The sequence below is a fragment of the Williamsia maris genome (assembly GCF_024171815.1).
GTDB lineage: Bacteria > Actinomycetota > Actinomycetes > Mycobacteriales > Mycobacteriaceae > Williamsia_A > Williamsia_A maris.
The window spans coordinates 753,991-768,436 of the sequence record NZ_JAMTCJ010000001.1 but is presented as its reverse complement, the minus strand read 5'-3'; the positions used below and the strand labels follow the sequence as shown (position 1 = coordinate 768,436).

16 protein-coding genes and 1 riboswitch are annotated in these 14,446 nt (G+C 68.7%); of the genes, 7 read left to right on the top strand and 9 right to left on the bottom strand.

Going from position 1 to position 14,446, the window contains the following annotated elements:
* Window positions 1-95: 95 nt before the first annotated feature.
* Both LX13_RS03585 and LX13_RS03580 read left to right on the top strand, forming a co-directional pair.
* Window positions 96-941, top strand: a complete 846-nt coding sequence (locus tag LX13_RS03585) for an LppU/SCO3897 family protein (protein WP_253659912.1) — start codon at window positions 96-98, stop codon at window positions 939-941.
* 404 nt (window positions 942-1,345) lie between these two features.
* Entirely contained in the window at window positions 1,346-1,831 is a 486-nt protein-coding gene (locus LX13_RS03580) for a hypothetical protein (protein WP_253659911.1), read from the top strand.
* Between the two features lie 10 nt (window positions 1,832-1,841).
* On the opposite strand, the gene LX13_RS03575 is transcribed toward LX13_RS03580, so the two are convergent.
* Entirely contained in the window at window positions 1,842-3,494 is a 1,653-nt protein-coding gene (locus LX13_RS03575; protein WP_253659910.1) for a DNA repair helicase XPB, read from the bottom strand.
* 49 nt (window positions 3,495-3,543) lie between these two features.
* Complete coding sequence (locus tag LX13_RS03570; RefSeq protein ID WP_253659909.1) at window positions 3,544-5,901, bottom strand: helicase-associated domain-containing protein; 2,358 nt, start codon at window positions 5,899-5,901, stop codon at window positions 3,544-3,546.
* Between the two features lie 51 nt (window positions 5,902-5,952).
* Here LX13_RS03570 and LX13_RS03565 point away from each other — a divergent pair, with 51 nt between their 5' ends.
* Genes LX13_RS03565 through LX13_RS03550 form a run of 4 tightly spaced genes read left to right on the top strand, consistent with a single transcriptional unit; the run spans window position 5,953 to window position 7,569 of the window.
* A complete protein-coding gene (locus LX13_RS03565) occupies window positions 5,953-6,147 on the top strand; it encodes a hypothetical protein (RefSeq protein WP_253659908.1) in 195 nt (64 codons plus the stop codon).
* A 3-nt stretch (window positions 6,148-6,150) separates the two neighbouring features.
* Window positions 6,151-6,660 (top strand): cyclic pyranopterin monophosphate synthase MoaC, encoded by a 510-nt coding sequence (gene moaC, locus LX13_RS03560; RefSeq protein ID WP_308214704.1) that lies wholly within the window; start codon window positions 6,151-6,153, stop codon window positions 6,658-6,660.
* Window positions 6,653-7,132 carry a MogA/MoaB family molybdenum cofactor biosynthesis protein gene (locus LX13_RS03555; protein WP_253659907.1) on the top strand — a complete coding sequence of 160 codons (480 nt, stop codon included), beginning with the start codon at window positions 6,653-6,655 and terminating at the stop codon, window positions 7,130-7,132. Before moaC ends, LX13_RS03555 begins: the two co-directional genes overlap by 8 nt.
* The gene (locus tag LX13_RS03550; protein ID WP_253659906.1) at window positions 7,132-7,569 is read left to right on the top strand and encodes a molybdenum cofactor biosynthesis protein MoaE; all 438 of its coding nucleotides are present in this window, start codon (window positions 7,132-7,134) and stop codon (window positions 7,567-7,569) included. The genes LX13_RS03555 and LX13_RS03550 overlap by 1 nt, the downstream gene beginning before the upstream one ends.
* Window positions 7,570-7,705: 136 nt before the next feature.
* Here the strand turns inward: LX13_RS03550 and LX13_RS03545 are convergent, their stop codons facing one another.
* From LX13_RS03545 to LX13_RS03525, 5 genes are all read right to left on the bottom strand, one after another.
* Entirely contained in the window at window positions 7,706-8,317 is a 612-nt protein-coding gene (locus LX13_RS03545) for a transglycosylase family protein (RefSeq protein WP_253659905.1), read from the bottom strand.
* A 6-nt stretch (window positions 8,318-8,323) separates the two neighbouring features.
* Window positions 8,324-8,505, bottom strand: a riboswitch (cyclic di-AMP (ydaO/yuaA leader).
* Window positions 8,506-8,814: 309 nt separating this feature from the next.
* Window positions 8,815-9,093: a MoaD/ThiS family protein gene (locus LX13_RS03540; RefSeq protein WP_253659904.1), complete on the bottom strand. Its 279-nt coding sequence runs from the start codon at window positions 9,091-9,093 to the stop codon at window positions 8,815-8,817.
* Window position 9,094: 1 nt separating this feature from the next.
* The gene (gene moaA, locus LX13_RS03535) at window positions 9,095-10,126 is read right to left on the bottom strand and encodes a GTP 3',8-cyclase MoaA (protein WP_253660560.1); all 1,032 of its coding nucleotides are present in this window, start codon (window positions 10,124-10,126) and stop codon (window positions 9,095-9,097) included.
* 110 nt (window positions 10,127-10,236) lie between these two features.
* Window positions 10,237-10,746 (bottom strand): flavin reductase family protein, encoded by a 510-nt coding sequence (locus tag LX13_RS03530; RefSeq protein WP_253659903.1) that lies wholly within the window; start codon window positions 10,744-10,746, stop codon window positions 10,237-10,239.
* Window positions 10,743-10,952 carry a hypothetical protein gene (locus LX13_RS03525; protein WP_253659902.1) on the bottom strand — a complete coding sequence of 70 codons (210 nt, stop codon included), beginning with the start codon at window positions 10,950-10,952 and terminating at the stop codon, window positions 10,743-10,745. The genes LX13_RS03530 and LX13_RS03525 overlap by 4 nt, the downstream gene beginning before the upstream one ends.
* A 229-nt stretch (window positions 10,953-11,181) precedes the next feature.
* Between LX13_RS03525 and LX13_RS23145 the strand changes: the two genes are divergently transcribed.
* On the top strand, window positions 11,182-11,604 hold the full coding sequence (locus LX13_RS23145) for a cold-shock protein (RefSeq protein WP_188491201.1): 423 nt from the start codon (window positions 11,182-11,184) through the stop codon (window positions 11,602-11,604).
* 553 nt (window positions 11,605-12,157) lie between these two features.
* Here LX13_RS23145 and LX13_RS03515 read toward each other — a convergent pair.
* Complete coding sequence (locus LX13_RS03515; RefSeq protein WP_253659901.1) at window positions 12,158-12,697, bottom strand: DUF2771 family protein; 540 nt, start codon at window positions 12,695-12,697, stop codon at window positions 12,158-12,160.
* Between the two features lie 7 nt (window positions 12,698-12,704).
* Window positions 12,705-14,432 carry an MFS transporter gene (locus tag LX13_RS03510; protein WP_253659900.1) on the bottom strand — a complete coding sequence of 576 codons (1,728 nt, stop codon included), beginning with the start codon at window positions 14,430-14,432 and terminating at the stop codon, window positions 12,705-12,707.
* Between the last annotated feature and the right edge of the window lie 14 nt (window positions 14,433-14,446).

Sequence of the window (14,446 nt, the reverse complement as noted above, 5' to 3'; positions counted from 1 at the left end):
TTGCGCGCCCTCAACCTGCGATAACTGTCGCCGCCGGGCGATTTGCGCGGTAATCTTCGCGCGTTGTATCGGTTCCTATCGAGCGGAGAACACCGATGACATCCCCCGACGATCCCGCACAGCAGGATGGCCCGCAGTATCCGCCGCCGGGTGGCCAGCCTCCGCAGTACCCACCGCCGGGTGGACAACCTCCGTCGTATCCGCCGCCCGGTGGACAACCTCCGCAGTACCCACCGCCCGGTGGACAGCCCGCGTACCCGCCGCCCGGCGGACAACCTCCGTCGTATCCCCCGCAGGGTGGTCAGCCGTCTTACCCGCCGCCGGGTGGACAACAGTTCCCGCCGCCGGGTGGACCCGGCGGGATACCTGCCTACGCCACCGGGGTTCCGGGCGCCTATGGTGCGCCGCCGAAACGCTCCCGCAAGAAGCTGCTGTTCATCGCGCTCGGGGTGATCGTCGTCCTGATCATCGCGATCGTCGTCGTCGCGGTCATCGCCACCAAGGACAACATCAACGACATCGACGACGCGTCCGTCGGGGACTGCATCTCTGTCACCGAGGAAAGGGGGGATGCGCAACCGAAGTCGACGCCGTGTGACTCGAGTGCCTTCACCTTCATCGTCGCCCAGAAACTCGAGAACACCACCGATTCGTGCCAGGACCGGAAGTACTCGTCGTTGACACAGACAGACAAGGGAAAGCTCTGCCTCGTACCGAATCTCACGGTCGGCAAGTGCTATCAGTTCCCGTCGTCAAACGGCTCGTTCTCCGACTTCAAGATCGTCGACTGTTCATCGCCCGATCCGTCCGCCGGTGCCGAGGTGGTGCGGGTGACCGACCGCACCGACTCGACCGATGTGTCATCGTGCTCCGGGCAGACATTGGCGTTCGACCTGCCGAAGCCGCTGAGCTACTGCGCCGAGGTGGTCCCCACGCAGTGACCGACGGTGTCCGCTACCGTGATCCGACGCCGAACGGCCGACGAGAGCGGAGTGCGACCATGGTGGGGCCCGAGAACCGTCCAGATCAGAACGGGCCGCAGTACCCGCCGCCGGGATACGGACCGCCTCCCGGATATGGCCCGCCACCACCGGGGTATGGACCGCCTCCCGGATATGGCCCGCCGCCACCGGGGTATGGACCACCTCCGGGATATGGCCCGCCGCCCGGGTACGGACCGCCGCCTCCTGGTTACGGTCCGCCACCTGCGGGCTATCCGGCACCCGGCCCGGGTGGTTTCGGACCGAATCCCTACCCGGCCTTCGGTGGGCCGCCGCCGCCTGCGCCGCGGCGGTCGAGCAAGCGGATCGTCTGGATCATCGTCGGTGCGGTCATCGTTCTCGCGGTGCTCCTCGCCGGAGCCCGCGAGGTGCTCAAGGGCGACGTGGTCACCAGCGGCAGGGACGTGTCGGTGGGCGACTGCATCACGGTCTCGGGTGACAACGCCGACCTGACCCCGAAAAAGGCGAGCTGCAGTGACAAGTCGTTCACGTTCGTCGTGGCCCAGAAGCTCGCGATCGAGTCACTGCCGTGCACCGTGGCCAACTCCGCCGAGGTGACCTCGGAGGACTTCGGGAAACTGTGCATCGCACCGAATCTCCGTGTCGGCCAGTGCTATGTGTTCCCGGCCGGGAATGACGCGCCGGTGTCGTCGGTCAAGGATGCCGACTGTGCGACGGCCACGCCACCGACGTCGACCTCGACGTCGGTGATCATCAAGGTCGTCACGAAGGCGCCGTCACTGGCACCCGCTGATTGCCCGACCGGGAAGATCTTCGAGTTCGACACACCCGACCGGGTCGACTACTGCCTGCAGGCAGCCGCGCAGTGACCCTGGCGGATCAGCCGATCGCCGGTCCGAGCAGGTCGTCGGCGTCGGTGATCCGGTAGGCGTAGCCCTGCTCGGCGAGGAAGCGCTGTCGGTGCGCGGCGTAGTCGGCGTCGAGGGTGTCGCGGGAGACCACCGAGTAGAAGTGTGCCTGTCCGCCGTCCTTCTTCGGGCGCAGCAGACGACCCAGTCGCTGGGCCTCCTCCTGGCGTGAGCCGAACGTTCCAGACACCTGCACGGCGACCGACGCCTCGGGGAGGTCGATGGAGAAGTTCGCCACCTTCGAGACCACCAGCGTCGAGACCTCGCCGCGTCGGAACTGCTCGAAGAGGATCTCGCGGTCCTTGTTCTTCGTCGACCCCTGGATCACCGGGGCGCCCAACGCCTCCCCGAGTTCCTCGAGCTGGTCGATGTAGGCGCCGATCACCAGCGTCGGGGACCCCTCGTGGCGCGCGAGGATGGACTTCACCACGTTGACCTTGGTGTGTGCGGTCGAGCAGAGCTTGTACTTCTCCTCCGGCTCGGCGACGGCGTACTGCAGCCGCTCCTCGTCGGTCAGGGTCACCCGCACCTCGATGCAGTCGGCGGGCGCGATCCAGCCCTGCGCCTCGATGTCCTTCCACGGTGCGTCATAGCGTTTCGGCCCGATGAGGCTGAACACGTCGCCCTCGCGCCCGTCCTCGCGCACGAGCGTGGCGGTGAGGCCGAGGCGGCGACGCGACTGCAGGTCGGCGGTCATCCGGAACACGGGAGCGGGCAGCAGGTGGACCTCGTCGTAGATGATCAGCCCCCAGTCGCGGGAGTCGAACAGCTCGAGGTTGCGGTACTCGCCCTTGGACCGGCGCGTCATCACCTGATAGGTGGCGATGGTGACCGGACGGATCTCCTTGCGCTCACCGGAGTACTCGCCGATCTCCTCCTCGGTCAGCGAGGTGCGCGCGACCAACTCGCGTTTCCACTGCCGGCCTGCGACGGTGTTGGTGACCAGGATCAGGGTGGTGGCACCGGCTTTGGCCATCGCCGCGGCGCCGACCATCGTCTTGCCCGCACCGCAGGGGAGTACGACGACACCCGAGCCGCCGGCCCAGAACGAGTCGGCAGCCATCTGCTGGTAATCGCGCAGCTCCCAGTCGGTCTCGGCCAACTCGATCGGGTGGGCCTCACCGTCGACGTAGCCCGCGAGGTCTTCGGCGGGCCAGCCGATCTTGAGCAGGATCTGCTTGATGTGACCACGCTCGGAGGAGTGGACGATGATCGTGTCGTCATCGATGCGGGCGCCGAGCATCGGAGCGATCTTCTTGTGGCGCATCACCTCCTCGAGCACCGCCCGGTCGTAACTGACCAGGATGAGTCCGTGGACCGGGCTCTTCACCAGCTGGAGTCGACCGAACCGGCCCATGGTGTCGACGATGTCCATGAGCAGGGGCTGAGGCACCGCGTACCGGGAGAAGCTGACCAGCGCGTCCACGACCTGCTCGGCGTCGTGTCCTGCGGCGCGGGCGTTCCACAGCGCGAGTGGCGTCACCCGGTAGGTGTGCACGTGTTCGGGGGCGCGTTCGAGTTCGGCGAACGGGGCGATGGCCGCACGCGCCTCGGCGGCGCGCGGGTGGTCGACCTCGAGGAGCAGGGTCTTGTCGGACTGGACGATCAATGGGCCTTCGGTCACCGATCCATTGTCCACGGTTTTCGCAGAAGGTGTCGCGAGCGCCCGCGGGCTAGTCCTCGATCAGCTCCACCGACGTGATCCGATGCAGGGCGTAGTGCTGATCGGAGAGGCCGTCGTCCTCGGTCACGACGAGCTGACCTGCGCCGACGAGCCGGGGGACGACGATGTGGCGGCTGGCCGAACCATGTGCGTCGACGTAGCCGATGCGGACCTTGCGGCCCACGCGCATGGCGAGCTGGAGCAGCGCGGTCGCCGGTTCGCCACCGCCGGCGCGGACGGAGTTGCCCGCCGATCCCGACGGCACGGCGGAGACGGCGGCGTCCTGGGTACGCATCCGGGCCACGACGGTCGTCATCTGCTCGGGGCTCGCGACCGGTCGGCGCGGCGAGCGACGCACCGCGCGCAGGGCCGGGACCCGGGCACCGCGCTCGCGCAGATCGACCAGATCGCCGGAGCTGTCCTCGCCGGCCGGCGCGAACCCGGCCGCGCGGAGTTCGTCGAGGACCGTCTTCAGCGATGCCTGGGAGATCGCCACGGTGGGGGCCAGCGCACGCAGCGCAAGGGTCTCCGAGACCGGCGAGGCGAGCACGGCGGCGAGCGTCGTCGGGTCCTCGCATCGGATGAACGCCGACGCGACGCCGACGCGGAGCTGCCCGTGCCTGCGGGCGACGTCGTCGATGAGGTACTCGAGTGACTGGGGCACCGGGGTTTTCGAGTGCGCGGTGAAGAACCCGGTGAGTTCGGTGCCGGTGCGGCCGGTGTCCAGTGCGCGACGCACCGTGGAGTCGGTGACCCGGTAGACCGACGCCGCGCCACCGGATTCCAGGTCGGCGACCAGGGCCAGCTCGGCGGACAGCTCGGGGGTCAACGGCCCGGGTGCGGTCACGGTGAGGTCGGCCTGGGTGAGGAAGAAGTCGATCGGGTCGGGCAGCGCGCGCCCCATGATCGTCGACACCGCCTTCTCGGGATCGCCGTTCTGCGTGGCCGGGTCGGCCAGTATGGCCCGTCCCGCCGCGGTGAGGGCGCCGTGCGCGACGAGTCCCAATGACTGTGCCTCGTCGAGGGTGGCGTCGATGAGACGACGCGACATCCGCCGCTGCCACCGCGGGTGTCGCCACCCGATCAGACGGGCCAGGGAGTCGACGTCGACCGACACGCCGGGGGTGCCGGTGGCCAACGCGTTCAGCAGCATCCGGCGCTCGACCGGGGCCTGGACGTCGTAGAGGTCGCCCGCCAACGACGGGATCGCCGACCCCTCGGCGCTGTCCTCACCGATCTGCCACGGCCTGCGCGGCAACGTCATCCACGCGTCGGCGATGGCGTACCACCGGCGCTCGGGTGGCTGGTGCAGCCATTGGTCGGCGGTGACGGTCGGTGTCCAGGCGGTCTCGCCGCTGTCGATCGGCGGGTCGGGGAACCCGTTGTCGATCAGACGGGCTCCCGCGAGCAGTTCGATGACGAAACCCTGTCGGACGATGTCGATCCCGGTGGCCTTGGCCAGTCGGCGCATCTCGCGGACACCGAGCCCGCCGGCGCGCAGCACGAGCGCGGGGGACCGTCCGAGGACCTCGACGGTGTCGGTGAGATGACGCAGTAGTTCGAGCGCTTCACCACCGGCCGCGGCCTCGACGTCGGCGGCCTTGAACTTGCGGGTCGTGTCGGCCGGGACGAGGGCCGGCGCACGGAGGTCGCGGGGTTCGGCAGGCTTCTCGCCGCGCAGCAACTGGCCGAGGACCGGTGGCAGTTCGACGGTCTGGTCGTCCACCCGGGCGAGCAAACCGAGTGAGATCAGGTGCGGGACAGGGCGGGCCGGGTCGGCGTCCGGTGCGGCGTCGCGGGTGCGCCCCAATGCGGAACCGGTGGCCAGCGTCTCGATCAGTTCCCGTTCGCGCTCGCTGAGTCCGGCCAGGATGTCGGCGATCTCGGACAGGGTCATCGTCGACAGCGGGCCGCCCAGGTGCATCGCCCTCGTCGACAGCGCGCTCGGTGTGTGCGAGCCGGTCTCGAGGGCCGAATCGGGGCCCCACAGCAGGGCGCGACCGCGGAGCAGTGCGATGCGTTCACGGATCTCGTCCTTGTCGGCCCGACCGTCGAGCGCGGAGACGATGGCCTTCGCCGACGTCGGGGCGAGGATGGTGCGGTGTGCGGCGTCGGTGGTCGCGGTGATCGCCTGCTCGATGACCGCGGCGGCGAGCAGGTCGAGGTCCTCGGCGGCCAGACTGATCGACGGACCGGCCAGCGCCCGCTGCGCGAGCACCGCGGTGCTCGTCGGCGGGGGAGTGGCGAGGTCGGGGCGGGCGAGGAGCAGTTCGACGAGTTGCTCGTCCGTGCGACCGGCCAGGTCCTGGGCCAGACCCACGTGACGCTCGGGGCCGGCGCCCGTGCCGGGACGATCGTCAGAACTCATCGGGGTGATCTTATCTGGCTGTGACACCGACCAGATGGGGGTCATGGCAGAATGACCGACGTGGCTGAAAAGAAGCGGTATGTCGACAACGGCTGGCCCCAGTCGGATGACGGTGATCACGAGCACGCGGTGTCGGAGTTCGCGGCCAGCATCTCCGGTGCGCTCTCCCCGTTCGGTGACGTCGAGTTCCCCCTGCCCGTCGAGCACCTCTCGTACGTGCACCCCGAGACCCACGTCAATCGCTGATCGGTGCCCGACTCCGAGTCGACGAGTCCTGAGGGCGACTCGACGGGCGGTCTGACGCACATCGATTCCTCGGGCGCGGCCCGGATGGTCGATGTCGGCGGCAAGTCGGTGACCCACCGGACCGCCGTCGCCGCGGGAACGTTCCGCACGACCGCCGAGGTCATCGGCCACCTCTCCGACGGCACCCTCGCCAAGGGCGATGCGCTGGCCACCGCCCGCGTCGCCGCGATCATGGGCGCCAAACACACACCCGACCTGATCCCGCTGTGCCACCAGGTGGCTCTCTCGTCGGTCACCGTCGAGTTCGACATCGCCGCCGACAGCATCGACGTACAGGCCACCGCGCAGACCACCGACCGCACCGGGGTCGAGATGGAAGCGCTCACCGCCGTCGCCGTCGCCGGGCTCACCCTGCACGACATGGTCAAGGCCCTCGATCCGCGTGCCCGCATGGACGACGTGCGCCTGGTCGAGAAGCTCGGCGGCAAGCACGGACACTGGACCCGTGGCTGATCGTCGTACCGCCCGGGTTGTCGTGGCCTCGACGCGCGCCGCGGCGGGCACCTATCCCGACCGGACCGGTCCTGTGATCGCCGACTGGCTGACCGCGCACGACATCGCGGTGGACGCGGTGTCGGTGGTCCCGGACGGCGACGATGTCGGTCATCTGCTGCGCGAAGGTGTCGCCGCGCGGGTGTCGCTCATCATCACCACGGGCGGCACGGGGCTCAGTCCCACCGACGTGACGCCGGAACAGACCCGCGCTGTCATCGAGATGGAGATCCCCGGACTCGCCGACGCGGTCCGGGCCGCCGGCTCCGATGCGGTGCCCACGGCCATCCTGTCGCGCGGTGTCGCCGGAGTCGCGGGGCGAACCCTGATCGTGAACCTGCCCGGGTCGACCGGTGGTGTCCGCGACGGACTCGCCGTACTCGAACCCGTGCTCGCCCACGCGCTCGACCAGATCGCCGGCGGCGACCACTGATGGCTGCGGTCGTGGTGCGCGCCGTGGTCACCGAGGCGCCGCTCGATGTCGATGAGCACCGGGTCGCGGTGGAGACGGCATCCGAGGGCGCCGCGGGAGCCGTCGTCGACTTCGTGGGCGCCGTACGCAACCACGACGGTGGTCGCGACGTGGGCGCGCTGCACTACACCGCGCATCCGAGCGCGGACGAGGTCATCGCCCGGGTCGTCGCCGAGGTCGCCGCGTCTGCGGAGGGCGTGCGAGCCGTCGCGGTGTCGCATCGGGTCGGCGACCTGGAGATCGGTGACGCGGCCCTGGTGGTCGCGGTCGCGGCCGATCACCGCGGTGCGGCGTTCGCGACGTGTGCGCGGATGGTCGACGAGGTCAAGGACGCGCTACCTGTCTGGAAACACCAGATCTTCGCCGACGGCAGCGACGAATGGGTCGGCTCGGCCTGACGCCCGCCCCGCCGAGCGTGCCGTAACCACCCGCCGAGCGTGCGGTCGGCGGCCGGAGAATTGGAAAAGGACCCCGCACGGGATCGATGTCCTCGTGCGGGGCCCTTCGTCTGTGTGATCGACGCGGTGCGTCAGATCAGGGCAGCAGTCCCTTGAACTGGTTGAACAGCGCGAGCTGGCCGTCGTCGAGCTGAACGCCGCTCTTCTTGGCCTGCTCCCAGAGCGCGGTGACCGCGGGGTCGACCTTCTGCTCGGCGAGTGCCTCGTCGACCTTCTTGTTGGCCTCGGACTGAGCGGCCGGTGCCTCCGGGGTCTTGAGCTCCGGCGCCTTCACGCTCGGCAGCTTCGGCAGGTCGACCGGGGTGGTGCTGCGGGGGGTCGGCGCGCCGAGACCGGTGCCACACACCGGCCATGCGCCCTTGCCCTGGCCCGCGAGGACCTTCTCGGCGACTGCGATCTGCTGTTCCTTGGTGGCCTGGTTGGCCGAGGGCGCGAACTGGGTACCACCGTGGCCGGCCCAGGTGCTGGGGCTGAACTGCAGCCCGCCCTGGTAACCGTTGCCGGTGTTGATCCCCCAGTTGCCGCCCGACTCACACTGTGCGACCTGGCTCCACTCGGAATCGGTGGCTGCAGCTGCGTTGCCGACCCCCAGAAGCATGCTGGCGCCGCCGCCGAGAACAGCGGAGGTGACCGCTACGCGAGCAACGGTACGGGTGGTGGAGGTCGGTTTGCGATGACGTCCGGACATAAAAGGTATTCCTCTCTCCACGCGCCGACGAAGTGAGCTGTCGGGTTCGGGCTGAGAGGTTGCCCGGCTCCACAAGTGGAGCTTCACCCCAAGGAATCTCGGCGATGACTCGCCGGGATCCCGGTTCTCTGGAGGAGATGTGGGTCCCCCGCCCTCGTTCCTGAATTCGTGATCGGTGACCCTGTCCACGGAACGAGGTTTGGCGCGGAGGACGGGGAGTTTGTGTTTCGGGTGTGGCAGCAGGTGCAGCCGTCGCAGACGCTACGTGGTCCGTGCGCAGGTGTCATACGTTCGTCGCGCAAAGGATTCGAAGTGTCGCGGTCTGGTCTCGCCGAGTACCCCGGAGTCCCTGCAGGCCACGGGGCTGACAGCTGGTTCGTGTCCTACCTGTGACCGTTCTGTGATGTGACCAACGCCACACGTCATCCGATCGGATGATGTCCGGGAGCGGGAATACGAGTTTCGCAGAGCGCAACTCGGTCCGCGGGGACGACGGTTCAGCCACCGGCGAACGGCGGCAGAACCTCGATCACCGAGCACGGCGCAAGGGCCCTGCCGCGGTCACGGACGGCGACCGAGTCGCGCAGATACGAGCAGCGGAGCAGAACGCGCGCGAGGTCGGCATTGCCCGTCCCGAGCGCGGCCTCCAGATCACCGACGGTGGCGTCGTGAGGGAGTTCGACGACGTCGTGCGCGCGACCGGCCGCAGCCTTGGCGGCGGCGAAGAACCGGACCTCGATGCGCTGCACCGGACTGTCGGTGGCATCGATGGTCACCTCAGCCGCCGATGGCCGACATCGGCCGCGTCGGCTGCAGGAACGACGGGTCGTTGATCGCGTGGCCGGGCAGCTTGCCCCACGTGGCGCGGCGCCAGGCCAACGCGATCTCGGCGTCGTCGGCACCTCCGCGCAGCAGGCCGCGTAGATCGGTCTCGGTGGTCGAGAACAAGCACGTGCGCAGCGCGCCGTCCGCGGTGAGTCGGGTCCGGTCGCAGTCGCCGCAGAACGGTCGGGTCACCGATGCGATGATGCCCACCCGGGCGTCGACCATCCCGCCGTCGCGTCCGGGCATCTGGTGGCCGCGTACGACCCAGGTCTCCGCGGGTGCCGAGCCACGGGGCCGCGGGTCGGCGACGAGGTCGAACTCGTCGGCGAGCCGGTCGTAGACCATGTCGGCGGTGATCATCTCCGACCGTGACCACGTGTGTCCGGCGTCGAGGGGCATCTGCTCGATGATGCGCAGGGCGTAGCCGTTGTCCAGGCACATCCGCAGCAGTTCGGGGGCGTCGTCGAGTCCGCCGTCCGGGCTCAGGACGGCGTTGATCTTCACCGGGGACAGTCCGGCCTCACGTGCGGCCGCCAACCCGTCGAGGACATCGTCGAGACGGTCGCGGCGGGTGATGGCGGCGAAGCGGTCGCGGTCGAGGGTGTCGAGCGAGACGTTGACCCGGTCGAGTCCGGCGGCGGCCAGCCGGGACGCGTGGCGGCGCAGTCCGAGTCCGTTCGTCGTGACCGCCATCTCGGGGCGGGGGTCGAGACGCGCGACGGCCTCGATGATCTCGGGGAGGTCCTTGCGAAGCAGGGGTTCGCCGCCGGTGAAACGGATCGCGGTCACACCCAGGTCGCCCACGGCGATGCCGATCAGACGGACCAGCTCGGCGGTGTCGAGCACCTCCGAGCGCGGCAGCCAGTCGAGGCCCTCGGCGGGCATGCAGTAGGTGCAACGCAGATTGCAGCGATCGGTGAGCGAGACCCGCAGATCGCGGGTCGTGCGACCGAACGTGTCCAGCATCGGTCCCGACGTCGGCATACCGGACGTGCCCGGCACGTCGGTGTCGTCCGCGTCGGTCCCACGTCGTATGCCCGAGGGCATACCCAGGGCGATGGCTGTCATGTTCCCAGCCTACTGACGGGTGCCGATCAGGCGCGCGCCTCGAGGGCTCGGAAGGTGCTTGCGTGGAACACCAGCGGTTCGATCGTCGGGTCGGCGCTCAGGGCCTCGATCTCGAGCAGCACCAGGTTGTGGTCGCCCGCGGGGAACTCGTTGTAGAGGCTGCACGACAGCACCGCGGCCGCTCCCGGGATGAACAGTGCGCCGTTGTCGCTGACCTGCGGGTCGATGCCGTCGAACCTGCGGTCGGCGGAACCGGCGAGTTGCCGACACAGCAGATCCTGGCTGGCCGCGAAGACGCTGACCCCGATCCGCGGCGCATCTCGCAGCTTCGGCCAGGTGCTCGAGGTGTGCTGGACGCACAACGACACCAACGGCGGGTCGAGGGAGACGGTCGCGAACGAGCTCGCGGCCATGCCCACCGGCGTCGAGTCGATCTGCGCACAGACCGCGACCACCCCGGACGGGAAACAGCTGTAGGCGGCGCGCAGGGCATCGCCGTCCGTGGCGGGGGCCAGATCGATCGGTTCGACGCTCATCGCTGCCTCCGACCCGATCGCAGGGCGAACACGATGGCCAGCACGAAGCCAATCGGTGTTCCCAGCGTGAGGAGATAGACCCCGATGGGGGCACGGTCGCCGTCGGCGAGGGCCGGGTAGGCGAACATCGTGATGATGGCCACGACGCCGACCGCGAACAGGACCAGAGCTGCGTACAGCAGACGATCCCCAGGTTGTCCAGGCATACCGATGACGGTAGAGCAGGGCACGCACCACCTGCCAACCGAACTCCGCGCGGCGGGCACCTGGGAGCTCGGTCGCGTAAAAACCTGGACATTCCTTGCGTAGAATGGTGGCGTAGCGCTCCGACGTGTGGGACCCAGGTCGCCACGTCGGGCGCTTTATTCGTGCCGTGGTTCGTCGTCGACGCATCCCGGCACGATCCGACACAGACAAAAGTTGAGGGTGAGTTCGGTGCCAACCGGCAAGGTGAAGTGGTACGACGCGGAGAAGGGCTTCGGCTTCCTGTCGCAGGAGGACGGCGAGGACGTCTACGTGCGTTCGAGCGCTCTCGCGGGCGGTGTCGAGGCGCTCAAGCCCGGACAGCGTGTCGAGTTCGGCATGGCCGCGGGCCGGCGTGGTCCGCAGGCTTTGTCGGTGACGGTGCTCGAGCCCGCGCCCAGCGTCGCGAAGAACGCGCGCGAGGCGGCCGCGGCGGCCCGCGAGCCGGTCAAGCGGCACTCACCCGACGAGCTGCACGGCATGGTCGCCGATCTGATCACCCTGCTCGAGAACAAGATCCAGCCCGATCTGCGCCACGGCAAGTACCCGGACCGCAAGACCGCGCAACGCATCTCCGAGGTCGTCCGAGCGGTTGCCAAGGAGCTCGAGCACTGAATCGGCTGACTGTGTAGCGATCGGTCACGGAGCTGTTGCGTCGATGTGCACCGTCAGCGTCTGAAACTCGTGTGGTGGTCGGCGGAGAGCCGCCGACGGTGCGGAAGCCGGTCGTCGAGTGTGCGCTGTCTCGAGGTCATGTCAGGTGCCGCTGTGAGCACACTCGACGACCGTTTCCACACAGTCAGCGCGTGTGGAAAGTTTCCGGTTAGTCGTTGACGGCGCCTGGGCATTGGCTTTGCTGACTGTGTGGAAACGCGCATCGAGTGTGCTGTCGGCGTGGGGTGAGTCCGTCTCGTGAACTGCGCACACTCGATGCGGGGCTTCCGCACCGCCAGCGTCTGACACTCGTATGGTGGTCGGCCGAGAGCCGCCGACGGTGCGGAAGCCGATCGTCGAGTGTGCGCTGTCTTGAGGTGATGTCACCTGCCGCTGCGAGCACACTCGACGACCGTTTCCACACAGTCAGCGCGTGTGGCGAGTTTCCGTGTAGTCGATGACGGCGCCTGGGCATCGGCTCTGCTGACGGTTTCCCCACAGTCGGCTCAGGCGACTAGCTCTGTGCCGGGACCTGCGTGCCCTCGGGCAGGGTGTTGATCGACCAGAAGCCTCTGGTGATCGGAGCCCCTGCGGTGTCGGTACGTCCCGACGGTAGACGGACCTCGATGTTGGTGAGCAGGCGTTCTTTGGTCGAGCGCACCGTGAACGAGTACTTCTCGTCCGGCGCGAAGAACTCCGGGGGCTGCTGCTCGAAACCCTTGGGCGTCAAGAACTCCAGCGTCAGGGCCCACGGTGCGTCGAAGATGCCGCTGGACAACGACACGATGATCGACTCGCCGGCGGGTACCGGGACGCGCGGCGCGAACGTGTCCTCGGCGCCCTTCTTGCAGTTCGACAGATCGATCTCGCACAGGATGGTCGGTTCGACGTGCACGAGGGTCGTGCCGGTCGTCGCCTGCAGGTAGGGCACCTCGTCATGGTCGTTGTTGATGACGAGCAGGGCGACCGCGGAGCCGACCACGGCGACGAAGACGAGGGCGACGATGGTGGCGATGGCGAGGAACTTCTTCTCGCCTGCCTTGAGGGTGAACACGGTGCGGTCAGAATCCGTTCTCGTGGGTGTCGACCCGGGTGTCGGGGTGCGACGGTCGGGGTCGGGTCATGTGCGGGTCCACGCGAATGCTGCCGGTCGGCATCGCCTGGTCGGGTCGTTTGCCGCCGAAGCCGGGGACGAGCGTCGAACCGCGGTTGGTGATGGCGGTCTGTGCGAACCCGAGGGCGAGCAGCACCGAGACGACGGTGAACCCGATCCACAGTGTCGGCGGCAGCAACACCCCGAGCGCGGCACCGAGCACCCACGACAGCTGGAGCACCGACTCCGACCGCCCGAACGCCGAGGCGCGGGACTCCTCGGGCAGGTCGTCCTGGATCGACGAGTCCAGGCACACCTTGCCGATCGCGCTGGTCCCCGAGGCGACCAACGCGGCGAGCGCGGCGAAGAGGATCGACCCGAAGACGGCGGCGAGTACGGCCACCACGAGACTCGCGGCGGTCACCAGCACGACGATCCGTTGCGGGTTCTTGAGTTCGAGTCGGGTGCCGGTGGCATTGCCGACGAAGTTGCCGACGCCCGCGGCGGCACCGACCGCGCCGAGGAGCGCGAACTGCATCCACCCGGAATGGGTGCCCTGGTTCGATTTCGCGTAGAACGCGATGTACAGCACCAAAAATCCCGTGAGGATGCGGATGGTCGCGTTGCCCCATAGTCCGGTGAGGACGTTGCGGCCCAACGGCTGTCGCATCTTGGCGGCCAGTGCGGCCGGCGTGAAGGTCTTCTGCTTGCCCGGCTGCGCCTCGGGCTCGCCGTGATAGGTGAACGTCGCCGGGATCTCGCCCTCGGTGACCTCCACCCAGGACGGGATGCGCATGCACAGCACCGCTCCGGCGGTGGCGATGATCGCGAGGAACACCATCGCTCCCGGCAGGTGCAGGGGCAGGAACCGGCCCAGCAGGGTCTCGAACAGTGCGGCGAGCCCGCCGCCCACGATCGTCCCGCCGACGAGACCGAACGTCGTCAGTCGTGAGTTGACCCGGACGAGGTCGATCGTCGGTGGCAGCACCCGCGGGGTGACCGCGGACTTCAGTACGCCGAACGACTTGGACAGCACCAGGAGTCCGAGCGCGCAGGGATAGAGCACCCAGGGGTCGTAGACGAGTTGGTTGGATGCGGAGTCCCACCCGCAGTTGGCCATGATCAGCAGCGCCAACACCACACGGACACCGAAGGTCGACGCCATCGCGATGCGTCGTCCCTTCTGGAAGCGGTCGAGGGCCGGACCGATCAGCGGTGCGATCAGTGCGAACGGCGCGATCGTCAACATCAGATACAACGCGACCTTGCCCTTCGACTCCGCGCTGGCGGCGGCGAAGAACAGGGTGTTGGCCAGCGCCACGGTCATCGCGGCGTCGACGGCGAAGTTCACGATCGTCGGATAGGTCAGTGCGGTCAGACCCGAGCGGTCGGCGCCGTCGGCGGTGGCGGCGCGGTGGATCCTGCCGATGCCCTTCGACGTCAGCTCACGCCCGCGGAACGCCGCGACCCGTGTGACGGTCAGCTTGCGGGGCATCGCCCGCGACGCATCGGGTGCGGGGGCATCGCCGGGACCGGTGCCGACCGGGGGACGGCGGTCGCCCGCCCCGGGATGGCCGTCGGCGGGATCCAGTGGATCGAGATGCGGGTTGTGGGTCGGCGGCGGACGGTAGGCCGACGCGCGGTGAGGGGAGTCGGCGGGATAGTTGGCCGCTCCGGGGTGTTCGCCCGTCGGCATCCGATGTGTTTCGG

Coding starts and splice junctions, on each gene's coding strand:
- LX13_RS03585 (WP_253659912.1), top strand. CDS start 96: ATGACATCCCCCGACGATCCCGCACAGCAGGATGGCCCGCAGTATCCG.
- LX13_RS03570 (WP_253659909.1), bottom strand. CDS start 5,901: ATGAGTTCTGACGATCGTCCCGGCACGGGCGCCGGCCCCGAGCGTCAC.
- LX13_RS03565 (WP_253659908.1), top strand. CDS start 5,953: ATGACCGACGTGGCTGAAAAGAAGCGGTATGTCGACAACGGCTGGCCC.
- LX13_RS03550 (WP_253659906.1), top strand. CDS start 7,132: ATGGCTGCGGTCGTGGTGCGCGCCGTGGTCACCGAGGCGCCGCTCGAT.
- LX13_RS03545 (WP_253659905.1), bottom strand. CDS start 8,317: ATGTCCGGACGTCATCGCAAACCGACCTCCACCACCCGTACCGTTGCT.
- moaA (WP_253660560.1), bottom strand. CDS start 10,126: ATGCCGACGTCGGGACCGATGCTGGACACGTTCGGTCGCACGACCCGC.
- LX13_RS03530 (WP_253659903.1), bottom strand. CDS start 10,746: ATGAGCGTCGAACCGATCGATCTGGCCCCCGCCACGGACGGCGATGCC.
- LX13_RS03525 (WP_253659902.1), bottom strand. CDS start 10,952: ATGCCTGGACAACCTGGGGATCGTCTGCTGTACGCAGCTCTGGTCCTG.
- LX13_RS03510 (WP_253659900.1), bottom strand. CDS start 14,432: ATGCCGACGGGCGAACACCCCGGAGCGGCCAACTATCCCGCCGACTCC.